The organism is Armatimonas rosea (assembly GCF_014202505.1).
Lineage (GTDB): Bacteria > Armatimonadota > Armatimonadia > Armatimonadales > Armatimonadaceae > Armatimonas > Armatimonas rosea.
In genome coordinates, this window is sequence record NZ_JACHGW010000005.1 from 248,487 (window position 1) to 261,680 (window position 13,194).

Sequence of the window (13,194 nt, forward strand, 5' to 3'; positions counted from 1 at the left end):
GCCATGCGTCAAACGCAGGAAAATCTTCGTGAGAGCGCCGGAGGCCCTCTACTTAGTGGCCATCTCCCCCGGCCTCGTGCCTCGGCCACCCCCTCTTCCCCTCATGGCTCGTCCCTCGCCGGGAAGAGGGGCTACCGGAGAGCCTCTCTTCCCGCGACGAAGGAGCAAAAGGGGAAGAGAGGTGCCTGAGCCGTACGAAGGCGGAGAGATGGTACACAAGCCGCCCCTCTCTACTTCTTCACCACACGCGCCCCATAGAGCCCGCCTGCCCACTTGCCAGGGTGTGCCTGGAGCCGCACCGTGATGGTCTTCTTCCCCTTGAGAAGCTCCGCGGGAAGGGGATAAGCTTGGTCGAAAAAGACCTCGGGCTTGTTGTTTTCGAGGGTCTGTGTTGCGAGCTTAGTGCCATCGACCAGAATATCAAAGACCCGGTTGCCGCGATCGCTGCCCCAGTAGGTGAGGATTAGGTCTTGTGGGCCATCGCCGGCGGTCTTGAGCACGAACGAGAACCAGCCGCCGTCGGTGGCGTGGCGCCACTTACGGGAGTTGAAGTCGCCCGACTCGGTCCTCTCGCCCTTGAGCTGATGATCCCGCTCGGGCTGCATCTCCCCGATGGCGAGGTAGTCTGCGGTGCGTGCGGCCAGGGCCTTGGCCTCCGCCTCCTCCGCCCGGTAGCGTGCCTCCTGCGCCGCCCACTCGTCCTTGGTGAACAGGTCGAAGTAGACACTGTAGCGCTTGTCGTGAATCGCGTAGAACGGGGAGAAGGTCAGGGGGGCAGGTCGCACCGTGCCCTGCTTGGTCTCAAATGTCAGGCGCTTCGTGGCGGGCTTGAGGGCGCTCTCTAGCGGCTTGCCCTCGGTGAGGAAGACGGGGATTCGGGTGGGGGTGGGAGCGCTGGCTGCCCCGAGCTCTCCGGCAAGGACAATCGGGCCGTAGAGCGCCGCGACCCGCTTGGGGTTGTCGGGCATGGGCTCGGTGGTGAGGGCGAGGGGGAGCTTGAGCGAGAGCGTGTCGCCGGTCTTCCAGGTGCGCTTGACGGCGACGTAGCCATCGGCCTCGGGCGTGAGCGCCTCGGTCTTCCCGTTGACCTTGACCACTAGCTTGCCCGAGACCCACCAGGGCTTACGTAGCCGCAGAGTCAGGGCTGTGGGTTGGTGGCAAGTAAGAGTCAAGCGCGTGCTCTGCTCCTCGGGGAAGCGCGTCTCCTGGCGCAGTGTTACTCCCTTCTCGCGCCAGTGCACCTCCGAGGCCACGTAGAGGTTCACCCAGAGCTGGCTGTCATCGTGGTAGTAGAGCCCGGCGCCGTAGCGGGCGTGGTTCTCCATCCCCGTGCCGACACAACACGTAAAGTCATGGTCGAGGCTCTGGAAGGCCTTGGTGCCACCGGGGGCCAGCGAGACAAAGTAGCAGACACTCCCATTTACCGGACTCTGGCTGGCGAGGATATGGTTCCACTGCGCCCGCTCCATAAAATCCGCGTACTCGGCCTTGGGCTCCCAGGCGAAGAGGTGCGTCGTGAGCTTGAGCATGTTGTAGGTGTTGCAGGTCTCACAGGTCGCGGCCCCGAGGCGGGCGCTGAGCTTGCGTGGCTGTCCAAAGTACTCCCCAAGCCCATGGCCGCCCATGGCATAGCTGTGCTCGTGCACCACGGTACTCCAAAAAGTCGTGGCGATGGTCTTCCAGCGCTCCTCGTGGGTGAGCTCGTAGAGCCGCGCGGCCCCGACAATCTTGGGAATCTGCGTGTTGCCGTGCTTGCCCGCCAGAATCCCACCGTCGCCGCGCCCCAGCGGATCGAGGATTGCCTTATGATCGAACTTGCGGGCGAGCGCTAGGTACTTGGCTTGGCCCGTGCGCTGGCTCAGCTCCGCCAGCGACTCGTTGATCCCGCCGTGCTCGCAGGCCAGCATCTTCTGCCACTTGGTCTCATCGAGGTTCTTGGTCACGTCGATTGCCCAGTCCGCGAGCCGCTCGGCGACTTTGAGCGCGTCGGTGTTGCCGCACCACTGGTGGGTATCGAGCAGGCCGGCAAAGAGCTTGTGGAGCGTGTACCAGGGCACCCAGGAGCCGTTCAAATCAAAGCCCTGGGAGCGAATCTCACCGCGGGCGATCTCCCCAAAGATCCGGTCGGCATCGGCAAACGCCGTCAGGCGGCCATCTTTGCGGGCGCTCTGGCAAGCCATGAGCTCCGAGACAATATAGGCGGCTCGCTCTTTGAACTTCACCTCGCCCGTGGCCGCGTACATCTGCGCGCAGGCCGAGAGGTAGTGTCCTAGCGAGTGCCCCGCGATCCCCTGGCTCTCCCAGCCGTCGTAGTGGACCGCCTTGGGCCTCAGGCCCGCATCGGTGCGGAACTTCGCCAGTAGTGAGTCGGCGTGGAGGCTCAGGAGCCACTTGGCATCGCGCTCCTGCGCGGCTTGAAACGGTCCCGCAAGCAGGCGGACATCGGTGAGCGGAAAGGCGGTCGGCATGGCGGTATTATATCCGTATGCAAACCTATTCCGACGAGCTGGCGGCGTTCCGAAAATCGCAAGAGGAGGAGCTCACCAAGGACGGTGGCTGGCTGAGCGTGGTGGGGCTCTACTGGCTGAGCGAGGGCGACAACGCTCTGCCGCCCGCGCTACGCAGCCTCGGGAAGCTCGTGCGGCAGGGGGAGACGGTGCGGCTCTACACGCCTGAGGGCGAGCGGCGCCTGCTGCGGCCCAATAGCGACGAAAAGCTGGCCAAGGGCTCGGTGACGGCGTTTATTTTGCAGCGCGGCAAGCGGTTTGGGGTGCGGGTCTACGATCGTGAGAGCCCGGCTCGCAAGAACTTCAAGGGCCAGCACTGGTATGCCCCGGACGAGGCCTACAAACTCACGGCGGAGTTCCATCCCTACCCGCAAGGCAAGACCCTCGCGATCACCAATGTCCTCGGCGACACCCAGCCCGTCCCGTGCCCCGGCTATGTCACCTTCCCGCTCAACGGCAGGCTCTGTCGGCTCGAGGCGCAAGGGACACCGACCGGGCTCTTCTTTAACTTCCGCGACCTGACCAGCGGCAAGACAACCTATCCCGCCGGGCGCTTTCTTGAGACCGAGAAGCCCACCAACGGGAAGGTGGTGCTGGACTTCAACAAGGCGGTCAATCCCCCCTGTGCCTTCACGGAGTTCGCGACCTGTCCGCTACCTCCTGTTGCCAACTACCTCAAGATTGAGATTCCCGCGGGGGAGAAGAAGACCCACTAAACAAAGGATAACCGGCGAAGGCAGGGGGTAAAATTTGCTAAGATTTTGTGGCTTCAAGTAACATTCGTTATGTCTAGAGCCACCTCCCTGCGGCGAGGCTTTACCCTGATAGAGCTTCTTGTCGTCATTGCCATTATCGCCATCTTGGCCGCGATCCTCTTCCCGGTCTTTGCTCAGGCGCGGGAGAAAGCCCGCACGATTGCCTGCCTCTCCAACACCAAGCAGATCGGCAACGCGCTCCTAATGTACCTTCAGGACTACGACGAAGCCCTGCCCGCGCCGGACTGGGGTGCCGTGACTGCCACCAGCGGCCCTGAGCGGAGCGCCTTCGCTTGGGCGGGTGGGGGAACCGTTCCCCCCGGCCCGAACCTTCCTTGCTGGGCGGACCTCTTCATGCCCTACATCAAGAGCACCGATGTCTTCAAGTGCCCCGATGATGGCACGGGCAACCCCAGCGCAGGCGGCGTTTTCTACAAGGGCAAGCCCATCTCCTACGGCCTCAACACCTACTTCTACCGCACGCCGGAGGGCAACTTCTTTGGGACCAACTACAACGGCAGCGCGTCGTATGCCAAGATGGCCAACCCCGCCAGCAAGATCTATATCGCTGAGGTGGAGTCCGGACGCGGCCAGGAGCTGGTCTACCCGGCACGGCCTTGGGCGCTGACCCGCCACACCCAGGGGAGCAACTATCTCTACGCCGACGGCCACGCCAAGTGGCACAAGATGCCTAGCTGGAGCACGACCACGACCTTCTGGAACGACCTGCCCACCGCGACAGCAACTCAGTACCAGCAGTGGTTCCCCTGGACCGATGCTGAGGAGAAGTGGTGATGCCCTTCCGACAAGACAAGCCTGCCCCCCAGGACAAGAAAGACCCGCAGTCGTTCGAGCCGCGCTCGGGGCCGGGGGCGGGACAGAAGTACATGGAGCAGCTTGTGGGGAACTGGGAGGTGCTTAAGACCCTCTCCCCCCCCGGCCGCGACCCGGTCAAGAGCAAGGGCAAGTGCCGCCAGACCATGATCCACGGCGGGCGCTTCTTACAGTCCGAGTTCACGTTTGAGCAGCCCGATGGCTCCAAGTCCACCGGGCTTGGGGTGCTGGGCTACGAGCCGACCACCGACACCTTCACCAGCACCTGGACCGACTCGCGCTCCACGAAGATCTCCCTGCGCCAGAGCAAGGACAAGTTCAACGGTAAGGAGATCTTCCTGTTCGGCAAGACCCTGGAGAACGGGGGAGCGGATGCGCGTCACTCCCGGACCTGGTCCCGCCTGGAAGACGGTGGCAAGACCTTGGTGCACAGCCAGTATGTCCCCGGGCCGGATGGCAAGGAGTTTGTCATCATGGAGCTACGCATGACCCGCCGCTAGAGGCGCGGCTGGCTACGGAGAGAGCTGGGCGAGCGTGCGCTCCCAGCTCTCTTTTTTTTCGCTGCCCTCCCGTCTTCCCAGGCGGTAGGCCTCCAGCTCGGACTCTAATAATTCCCACTTGGCAAGCTGCGTCTCGGTGAGCCAGCGTACCGAGGGCTCGTCGTGGGAGAGGCGGAGCAGGCGCTGGAAGTGGGGCAGGCAGGCACCGGGGCTCGCCTGGTAGAGCTGGGCGAGAGGGGCTTGGCCACCCTGCTCGCTCAGATCCTCGACAAGCTGCCCGAGCGCGAAGGCATCGTTTTCTTCCGCGTGCTCACAGAGCAGGCAGGGACCTTGTGGCTCCAAGCGTGTGGCAAGGCTCGCCCCAAGGGTGGGGGGAGCGGTGCGGCGCCAGCGCGATTTTGTGGGGGTCAAGGGGGCTTCTACGAGACCGGCAGCCAGCTCGGCGCGGACACTCTGTAGCACGCTGGAGTAGAGGGTCGCGACACCGCCCCCCTCGCCGCCGCGCTGGCGAACCAGGGCCTGAACGGTGGTGGCGTGAGCCGAGCAAAACCCCCGTGAGCGTGCGAGCCGCTGGTGGATATCGGCGGCGAGAGTCAGCTCCGTGAGCAAAGAGCCGATATAGCGCACGGTGGTGGTGTCGCGGAGGGCACAGAAGGGGCAAGTGGGGCTCTGCGCCGCGCGGCGAAAGTCGGCAAGAAAGAGGGTATCGGTCAAGGTGTAGGGCCAGTCTGGCTACAGCATATCAAACCCTGATCTCTCTTGCTGTCAAAAAAGCATGAACCAGCTCCGCGTCCCACTGTACTCCTGCCCCTTCCTCTAGGATGCGCAGAGCACGTGCTTCTGGCATGCCCTGGCGGTAGGGGCGGTCCGTGGTCATGGCGGAGAAAGCATCTGCGACCGCCATCAGGCGTGCCAGAAAGGGAATCTGCTCACCGGCTAGACCGGTAGGATAGCCCAGACCGTCCCAGCGCTCGTGGTGGTGGCGGATACAGTCTAGGGTGAACCCAAGACCCGGGACCGCACTGACAATGGCGGCACCCATCTCCGCGTGCTGCTTGACCACCGCAAACTCGGTGGCGGTGAGGGTGCCCGGCTTGCGCAGGATCGAGTCCGGGACGCCGATCTTACCCACATCGTGGAGCAGGGCCGCCACCGAGAGGGTCTGCTGGACATTGCTGTCGAGGCCCAGCCCGCGCGCGATCTGCAGGCAGTAGCTGAGGACATCTTCGGAGTGCCGGCGGGTGTAGCGGTCCTTGTTGTCCACGGCGGTCACGAGGGCATCCAGCATAGAGAAGCCCTCTACCTGGCTCTGAAAGAGAGCACGGGCACAGTAGGCCTCGTTCTTGCGCTCCGCTCCCGTCTTGGCGCGGCGGAGCTGCTCATCGGCGAGCGGGATCAACCGGGTGCGGTCTGCCGTTCGGTCGGGAAAGAGCACGAGCCCGAGCGAGAGGGTCAGCGGAATTCCGACCGCCTGTCCTTGTGGCTGGTAGACCAGCCCTTGGAGCGCCTGCAAGAGGCGCTCCTCCAGTGCCTCCGCTTCCATGGCGACACCGGGCATGAGAAGAGCGAACTCATCGCCGCCAAAGCGTGCCAGGATATCGTAGGGGCGACAGATCGCCTCCAGCCGCCGCGCGATCAGCTGGAGCACCTCGTCCCCGATCGCATGGCCATAGACATCGTTGAAGAACTTAAAGTTATCGGTGTCGAACATGACCACGGCGAGCTGACGGCGCTCGCGCTGGGCACGCTCGGTCTCTTCGTAGAGGCGCTTGTGAAAGGCTCGGTGGTTGAGCAAGTTCGTGAGTGGATCGCGGTCGGCGCGCTCCTGCGCCTCGAAGAGCGCCCGCTCCCGCTCGGCCTCGATCGCTTTCTGCTCGGTGATGTCCTGGGTGACACCGCTGAGATAGCGCACCACCCCGTCGGCATTGTAGAGAGGAACTGCCGATGTATGCAGCCAGCGCAGGCTCCCATCGGGCCGCAGGATCCGGTACTCGGCCTCGTAGCCCTCGCGGTGCTGCTGGGCTTCGTGGATACTGCGCGCCACCAGTGCCTGGTCCTCGGGGTGGATGCGCTGGAGAAAGTCGCTCAAGGTTGCCTGAGCTCCCTTCGGAATCCCAAAGAGCGCGTACCAGGTATCGGAGAGCTCGATATACTGCCCTGTCTCCACATCCCGACAGAACGTCCCCAGGCGTGCTTGGTTGAGGGTGGACTCCAGGCGCTGGTGGGTCAGGTGGTGCTTCTCCTCCATGGCACGCAGGGCCTCTTCGACCTCCTTACGCTCCGTGATATCCATCGTGGTGCCAACGACCTTAAGGACTTTGCCATGGTGGTCGGTAATGGCCTGTCCACGGCAGTGCATCCAGCGGACACTGTTGTCTCTGCGTAAAAACCGGAGATCCTGGGAGAACGAGGACGCGTCTTGGAGAATGGTATGGTATGCCAGGAAGGCTCGCTCGAGGTCATCGGGGTGGATTCGGCTGACAAACGCCTCGCGGGTCGGTGTACCGTCCTCCCGCGGAAAGTCCAAGACGGAAAAGAGCTCCTCGGACCAAAAGAGCTGGTTGTTGATAACATCCTGCTCCCAGCTTCCCATCCGCGCAATGGCTTGACCCTCGCGCAGGCGTGCCTCGAGGAGTTGGTACTCGATATTGGTGACGATCTGGCGGGCGAGGGTGTGCAGGTGGTTCTGCGACTCGGGGGAGAGGGTGCGTGGCTCCAAGTCGCCCACACAGAGAACCCCGATCACGAGACCGTTTTTTAGCGCCAAGGGGATACCGGCATAGAAGCTAAGCGGGCGGCTGCCGAGGCAGAGAACACTACCCTCCAAGCGCGGGTCACAGGTGGCGTCCTCGATCACCAGGAGCTGTCGGTGCTGCACCGCTCGGTCACAGTAGGAGCCCTTGCGGGGAACCTCGGTGATGGGGAAGCCCACACGCGCCTTGAGCCAGACACGCTCGGCATCGAGAAAGGTAATCGCCGCAAACTCCGCACCGCAGAGCTGGGCCGCGAGCTGGACGAGCTCGTCGTAGAGGGGATCGGGTGGGGTGTCGAGGAGACGGTAGGCATGGAGGAGGGAGAGGCGTGCTTGCTCGTCGGGGATGGCAACAGTAGACATTATGGTAGTGATTCTCCAGACCTATAGTTGGCATATTTCTATATTCTCTAGAGTGCGCCTCTCTTTTGGTACAATCGCGCTATGGACAACTACTTTCCGCCGCCGGATAGTGCCGGTGGCTGGCGAACGCTCAAAGACGCGAAGGGACTGCGACAAAAGGCAGGGGTGGACAAGACCCGCTTGGAGCAGGCATGGGAGCAGTGCCAGCGCTGCAGCGCTAACTCCGGCCTTGTGATCGTCCGGCGTGGCTGGCTGGTCTCGGAGAACTACGCGGGCCGCGCTAGCCGGATGTGCAACCCGGACATGGCCTCGACCGGCAAGTGCTTCACGAGTATCGCCTGTGGGATCATGCTCAAGGAGTTTAGAGACAAGATTCCCCAGGGGCTAGATACCAAGGTCTTCACCCGTGAGTTTCTCCCCGAGGCCTTCCCGCTCGACGATCCCCGAAAGGCGGAGATCACGCTGGGGCAGCTGCTGTGCATGTCGGCAGGCTTTCACGGCGAGGGGAGTAGCCCCGGATTCGCCGATGGTAAGATCGTCCCTCTGACCCCGGTTCCTGGCCAAGACATTCGCGATGTGGATGGCTCGTCGCTGCGGACCCCGCTCTGGTGCGATCCGGGCAAGGGCTACTCGTACTCGTCGCCGGCCCCGCATATTGCGTCGATGGTGCTGCGTCGTGTGACGGGCATGGAGCTTCGGGAGTACATCGACACGCGCCTCGCCAAGCCGCAGGGCTGGGGGGCATGGGATTACTGCCTCCAGCGCGGGGACTTTCTCATGCCGCACGCCAACGGCGCGGGCAGCACGGCGCTCCACGCCACCGACGCCGTGCGCTTTGCCTACTGCCTGGCACGGGGCGGCAAGTGGGCGGGCAAGCAGCTCGTCCCGCCGGAGTACCTGGCGCTCTGCAACAAGATGCTCCCCTACAACCCGCACGCCCCGTTTAGCCTCCAGTTCGAGCACAACGCCGACGGCCACGTCGCCGGTGCGCCCCGCGATGCCTTCTGGAAGTCCGGCGCGGGCGGCTTCTGCCTCTATGTTGTGCCCTCGCTGGACCTGGTGCTCTACAAGATGGGCGGTGGTAACTTCCAGTACGACCCGTCTTACACAAAAATCCCACAGCCCCCACAAGACACCAGCCGCGACAATTGGAAGCCGACTCCCCGCAGCCTCTTCCACGACGGTACCCTCGGCGGCGACGACGGCCTCCGTCGCGTCTTGGAGATGGCCTGCGCCGCGATTGTAGATTGATGAGCGAGGGGTTGAAAATCCCTCGCTAGAGGCGTTTCGCGCCGAATGCCCTCCGGGCAGGAGTAAGATGTGACCAATCCGCTAGCTGCGGCCTTGCCACCAGCGCATCAGGCATTTCTCCTGCACACCAACGGCGGTGAGCTGGAGTTTCTCTCCGTCAAGCTCTTTGGGATTGATAGAGACGATGCGCTGGATTTTGCCGAGCAAGTTGCGTTTCTGAGCCGCTTTATCGAGGGCGTCTCGGAGAAGACACGCCTGCCTTTTGCGGTGGATGCCGGAGGCAGCGTCTTCTGCTACGACCTCACGCGGCCCACGGAAAGCGGTGACTATCCCGTGCTCTACTGGAATATCGAGTACTCCGAAGAGCCTGACGATGCGCCAAAACTCTGGTCGGAGTATGCGCCCGGCTTTACGGCGTTTCTGCTGCGGCTACGAACCACAGAGGCAGAGATGGCTCTTACAGAGGCTCTCCATGAGCGTGATTGGGTGATCCAGCACAGGCCCGATGCCGTGCTTCCTGAGGCAATAGTGAGCCGATACCCAAACCTGCCTGGGGAAGTGACTCGGTTTCTCAGCTCACTTGCAATCTGCCATAATCCCTCGCAGAGTGTTTGGTTTCTTATGCCAGATGACTATGCACGAACACCTAGCAACCAGGTATTTGACTGGAATGAGCTGGAGCGCATGGGCGGTGCGAGCTGTTTCTGGGATCAGCACTTTCCTTTTCTTTATGCCGTCCACTCCAACTACGACTACCTCGCAGTACGTCTTACTGACGAAGGCTTTGGTGCTATTGTCCATGGTTTCGCGCCGGAGTGGGAAGAGCCCAATGTGATCGCACCTGACTTGACAGCATTTCTGGAGGCGTTTACCACGGCGGCACAGTCCGATGTACCTGCGTGGCCATATAGCGTTTTCTTGAGACGATAAAAAAGTCCCCTCGGAACACTCCAAAGGGACTTTCAAGCTAGCTTGTGGTTTGCTACTGGGTGATCTTGCTGCCACCCGCGGGAGCGCCGCCTTGCATCGCGGCGGAGGAACCTGCGGGGGGCGGGGCCCCGACTCCGGGGACATCCTTGGCATCCACGCCCTTGGGAAGCGCAGCTCCAGCGGCGGGAGCACCGGCAGCAGGTGGCATGGCATCGCTCTTGAGAGAGTCTGCAGGGGTGGGCTCACTCTTGCAGCCGACAAGGGCAAGTAGGGCCGCGAGAACGGCAGTGACAGTTAGTAAAGATCGCATTATCTTTTCTCCTTGGGGACTATCTTAACACAGCTTCCATCCCAAGGGCACGCATCACGAAGGCGAAGATATCCGCCTGCTCCTCAATGATCTTGCTCGTGGGCTTGCCGGCACCATGTCCCGCCTTGGTCTCGATTCGGATGAGGGTTGGTGGGCCGTTGGGGTCTTGGGCGGCCTGAAGCCGTGCGGCAAACTTGTAGGAGTGCGCCGGCACGACCCGGTCGTCGTGATCCGATGTCGTGATGAGAGTCGCCGGGTAGCGCGTCCCAGGCTTGAGGTTGTGGTAGGGCGAGTAGGCCAGTAGTGCCTTGAACTCATCAGCGTTGGCTGGGTCGCCGTAGTCGCTCTTCCAGGCCCAGCCGATCGTGAACTTGTCAAAGCGTAGCATGTCCAGCACGCCTACAGCCGGCAGGGCGACTCCGAACAGATCGGGGCGCTGGGTCATGCAGGCCCCAACAAGCAGGCCGCCGTTACTCCCTCCAGCAATCGCGAGCTTCTCAGGGCGCGTGTACTTCTGGGCGATCAGCCACTCCGCGCAGCCGATAAAGTCATCAAAGACATTCTGCTTGCGTAGCTTGGTCCCTGCCTCGTACCACTCCTTACCGTACTCACCGCCACCGCGCAGGTTCGCCACGGCATAGACCCCGCCTTGCTCCATCCAGGTCAGGGCGGCCACGGAGAAGCCTGGTGTCAGGGAGATATTGAAGCCGCCGTAGGCATAGAGATAGACCGGATTGTTACCATTGAGCTCCAGGCCCTTCTTGTAGGTCAGGAACATCGGAACCTTGGTGCCGTCTTTGCTCGTGGTAAAGACCTGCTTGGTCTCAAACTGCCGGGGATCGAAGGCCACTTTGGGGGCCTTGAAGACCGTGCTCACTCCCTCGGTGAGGTCGTAGCGGTAGAGGGTGGTGGGGCTGGTGTAGCTGGAGAAGGCAAAGAAGGTCTCGGTGTCTTCGCGCTTTCCATCAAAGCCCACCGCGGTGCCGATCCCGGGAAGCGCGACTTCACGGATAAGCTCCCCCGTGGAGAGATTGTGGAGCCGCACGACCGAGCGGGCATCTTTGAGGTAGGTGGCCAGCACGGTCGAGCCAAAGAGGCTGGCACCTTGGAGCGTCTCCTTGCTCTCGGGGAGGACCGTCCGCCAAGCGCTGGGAGCCGGGTTGCTACTATCTACTGCGACAAGCCGCTTGAGCGGAGCATCACGGTCTGTCACGAGGTAGAAGACACTGCCGTCGTTGCCCACGGGGCTGTAGGCCGCATCGCCTGCCGCCAGGAAGTCTTGTACCGGGGCACTGGGCTGGGTCAGGTCCTTCAAGAACAGGTAGTTGCGCCGTTCGGTTCCCTTGTTGGCTACAAGAACAAGCCAGCGGCCGTCGTCGGTGACCATCGCCCCGAGGTTCCAGTCAGGATGGTCGGGCCGCTCATAGACCAGGGTGTCGGCGCTCTGCGGAGTTCCTAGCTTGTGTAAGTAGACCTTGTGGTTGTAGTTGGCTCCCTGAAGGGCGGTTCCGGCATCGGGGGCGGCGTAGCGGCTATAGAAAAAGCCCGAGCCATCCTTGAGCCACGAGGCACCACTAAACTTGCTCCACTCAATCTTATCTGCAAGGTCTTTTCCGGTGGTGACATCGCGAACATGCCACTCTTGCCAGTCGGAGCCCGAGCGTGCGATTGAGTAGGCCAGCAGGTTGCCGTCCTCCGAGACACTCATGCCTGCCAGAGCGACCGTTCCATCGGTAGAGAGCATATTGGGGTCCAGTAAGACCCGGGGCTCAGCGTCCAAGCTCTCCGCGACATACTGGACAGCCTGGTTCTGGAGGCCATCGTTGCGGGAGTAGAAGTAGCGGCTCCCATGATGGCTCGGTAGCCCGAAGCGCTCATAGTTCCAGAGTGCCGTCAGACGTTTCTGTAGCCCCTCTCGTGCGGGGAGCGACTTGAGGATGGCACCAGCCGTGTCGTTTTGAGCCGTGATCCAAGCGACGGTCTCAGCGCTATTGGCATCTTCCAGCCAGCGGTAGGGATCAGCGACAGGCGTGCCGTGGTAGGTATCAACAACCTCCACTGTTCGCGAGGTAGGGTAGGTTACTTTGGTCATTGGATTTATCGAGCTCGGTCGCGGAGCGGGGGGAGTGGTCCGGACGGGAGTGGGGGGTGTTCTCTTGGTGGGCGAGGGAGTCGGGGTGGGCTTTACGATAGGGGGCGCTGACCTGACAGGAGCAGGAGTGGCGGGGAGGGCTATCCCAGTGGGCGGCCCCAACACTAGAGGAAGGGGAGTACCTGGTCCGACACGAGCAGAGAGGGTTGCCATTCCCCCTCCGATGCTATACTGCGCGAAGGCCTCTCCTGTCCCGGGAACCACTGCGGATGCCGTGAGCTTGGGGCCAATGGTTGCAAAAGGCTTCAGCTTCCCACCCACCAAGAACCGACCACCCGGAAGCGCTCGGCTCTCTCCATTGACTAAGAGAAGCTTTGTGGTATCCCCCTCGACCTTTGCTTGAAGGCGAAGGTTTAAGACAGCCGCACTGACCTCAGAGAGTGCTGCTCTGAGTCGCGCGACAGGGATTCCTGGAAGCGTATCGATATCGGAGAGGGCTTCATGGACCTTCTCCACGACCCGTTCCGGTTTCCCCCGTGAGCAGAACTCTTGCGCCTCTCCAATTCTTGTACGCGGCGCTACGAGCTTCCCTGGCAGTGCCTCCTGCGCAGCGCGACAGGCAGTATCCGCCTCCGCGAGGGTCTCGATTGCACGGACAAAGAGGGTCTCACCTGCCTTAACAAAGATCGTCTTAGTGACTATCCCTGGTTGTCCGAAAAAGACCCCACCTGCCTTCCAAGCTCGAACCGGCCCGTCAGGACTCCCCGCTGCAAACTCTAGTCGCCAGGCACCACGTTTGAGTTTTAGACTCACTGCCACAAGGGCATTTTCGGTGGTACTAGGATTCGTGATCGCGAGGCCGATATGGGCCTTGCTCCGTGCCACCCAGACCGTTACATC

10 protein-coding genes are annotated in these 13,194 nt (G+C 62.3%); 5 read left to right on the forward strand and 5 right to left on the reverse strand.

Features of this window, described 5'->3' with window-relative positions:
• Nucleotides 1-230: 230 nt before the first annotated feature.
• On the reverse strand, nt 231-2,468 hold the full coding sequence (locus HNQ39_RS24655; RefSeq protein ID WP_184203169.1) for a glycoside hydrolase family 127 protein: 2,238 nt from the start codon (nt 2,466-2,468) through the stop codon (nt 231-233).
• Between the two features lie 17 nt (nt 2,469-2,485).
• On the opposite strand from HNQ39_RS24655, the gene HNQ39_RS24660 reads away from it, so the two are divergent.
• From HNQ39_RS24660 to HNQ39_RS24670, 3 genes are all read left to right on the forward strand, one after another.
• Nucleotides 2,486-3,223: a DUF1684 domain-containing protein gene (locus HNQ39_RS24660; protein ID WP_184203171.1), complete on the forward strand. Its 738-nt coding sequence runs from the start codon at nt 2,486-2,488 to the stop codon at nt 3,221-3,223.
• A gap of 69 nt (nt 3,224-3,292) precedes the next feature.
• Entirely contained in the window at nt 3,293-4,057 is a 765-nt protein-coding gene (locus tag HNQ39_RS24665; RefSeq protein WP_184203174.1) for a prepilin-type N-terminal cleavage/methylation domain-containing protein, read from the forward strand.
• Nucleotides 4,057-4,596: a DUF1579 family protein gene (locus HNQ39_RS24670; protein ID WP_184203175.1), complete on the forward strand. Its 540-nt coding sequence runs from the start codon at nt 4,057-4,059 to the stop codon at nt 4,594-4,596. Before HNQ39_RS24665 ends, HNQ39_RS24670 begins: the two co-directional genes overlap by 1 nt.
• Nucleotides 4,597-4,608: 12 nt before the next feature.
• Here HNQ39_RS24670 and HNQ39_RS24675 read toward each other — a convergent pair whose 3' ends face one another.
• Entirely contained in the window at nt 4,609-5,310 is a 702-nt protein-coding gene (locus HNQ39_RS24675) for a DUF6062 family protein (RefSeq protein WP_184203177.1), read from the reverse strand.
• 28 nt (nt 5,311-5,338) lie between these two features.
• The gene (locus tag HNQ39_RS24680; protein WP_184203179.1) at nt 5,339-7,711 is read right to left on the reverse strand and encodes a diguanylate cyclase domain-containing protein; all 2,373 of its coding nucleotides are present in this window, start codon (nt 7,709-7,711) and stop codon (nt 5,339-5,341) included.
• An 81-nt stretch (nt 7,712-7,792) separates the two neighbouring features.
• Between HNQ39_RS24680 and HNQ39_RS24685 the strand changes: the two genes are divergently transcribed.
• Together HNQ39_RS24685 and HNQ39_RS24690 are read left to right on the forward strand one after the other, a co-directional pair.
• Nucleotides 7,793-8,962 (forward strand): serine hydrolase domain-containing protein, encoded by a 1,170-nt coding sequence (locus tag HNQ39_RS24685; RefSeq protein ID WP_184203181.1) that lies wholly within the window; start codon nt 7,793-7,795, stop codon nt 8,960-8,962.
• Nucleotides 8,963-9,031: 69 nt separating this feature from the next.
• Complete coding sequence (locus HNQ39_RS24690) at nt 9,032-9,892, forward strand: SMI1/KNR4 family protein (protein ID WP_184203183.1); 861 nt, start codon at nt 9,032-9,034, stop codon at nt 9,890-9,892.
• 52 nt (nt 9,893-9,944) lie between these two features.
• On the opposite strand, the gene HNQ39_RS24695 is transcribed toward HNQ39_RS24690, so the two are convergent.
• Both HNQ39_RS24695 and HNQ39_RS24700 read right to left on the reverse strand, forming a co-directional pair.
• Nucleotides 9,945-10,202, reverse strand: coding sequence for a hypothetical protein (locus tag HNQ39_RS24695; RefSeq protein WP_184203185.1), 258 nt, complete (start codon nt 10,200-10,202; stop codon nt 9,945-9,947).
• Between the two features lie 19 nt (nt 10,203-10,221).
• Nucleotides 10,222-12,294 carry a prolyl oligopeptidase family serine peptidase gene (locus HNQ39_RS24700; protein WP_184203306.1) on the reverse strand — a complete coding sequence of 691 codons (2,073 nt, stop codon included), beginning with the start codon at nt 12,292-12,294 and terminating at the stop codon, nt 10,222-10,224.
• Nucleotides 12,295-13,194: the final 900 nt, after the last annotated feature.

Bases quoted from the DNA above. Each gene is read 5' to 3' on its own strand.
- HNQ39_RS24655 (WP_184203169.1), bottom strand. From the start codon at position 2,468: ATGCCGACCGCCTTTCCGCTCACCGATGTCCGCCTGCTTGCGGGACCG.
- HNQ39_RS24660 (WP_184203171.1), top strand. From the start codon at position 2,486: ATGCAAACCTATTCCGACGAGCTGGCGGCGTTCCGAAAATCGCAAGAG.
- HNQ39_RS24665 (WP_184203174.1), top strand. From the start codon at position 3,293: ATGTCTAGAGCCACCTCCCTGCGGCGAGGCTTTACCCTGATAGAGCTT.
- HNQ39_RS24670 (WP_184203175.1), top strand. From the start codon at position 4,057: ATGCCCTTCCGACAAGACAAGCCTGCCCCCCAGGACAAGAAAGACCCG.
- HNQ39_RS24680 (WP_184203179.1), bottom strand. From the start codon at position 7,711: ATGTCTACTGTTGCCATCCCCGACGAGCAAGCACGCCTCTCCCTCCTC.
- HNQ39_RS24685 (WP_184203181.1), top strand. From the start codon at position 7,793: ATGGACAACTACTTTCCGCCGCCGGATAGTGCCGGTGGCTGGCGAACG.
- HNQ39_RS24695 (WP_184203185.1), bottom strand. From the start codon at position 10,202: ATGCGATCTTTACTAACTGTCACTGCCGTTCTCGCGGCCCTACTTGCC.
- HNQ39_RS24700 (WP_184203306.1), bottom strand. From the start codon at position 12,294: ATGACCAAAGTAACCTACCCTACCTCGCGAACAGTGGAGGTTGTTGAT.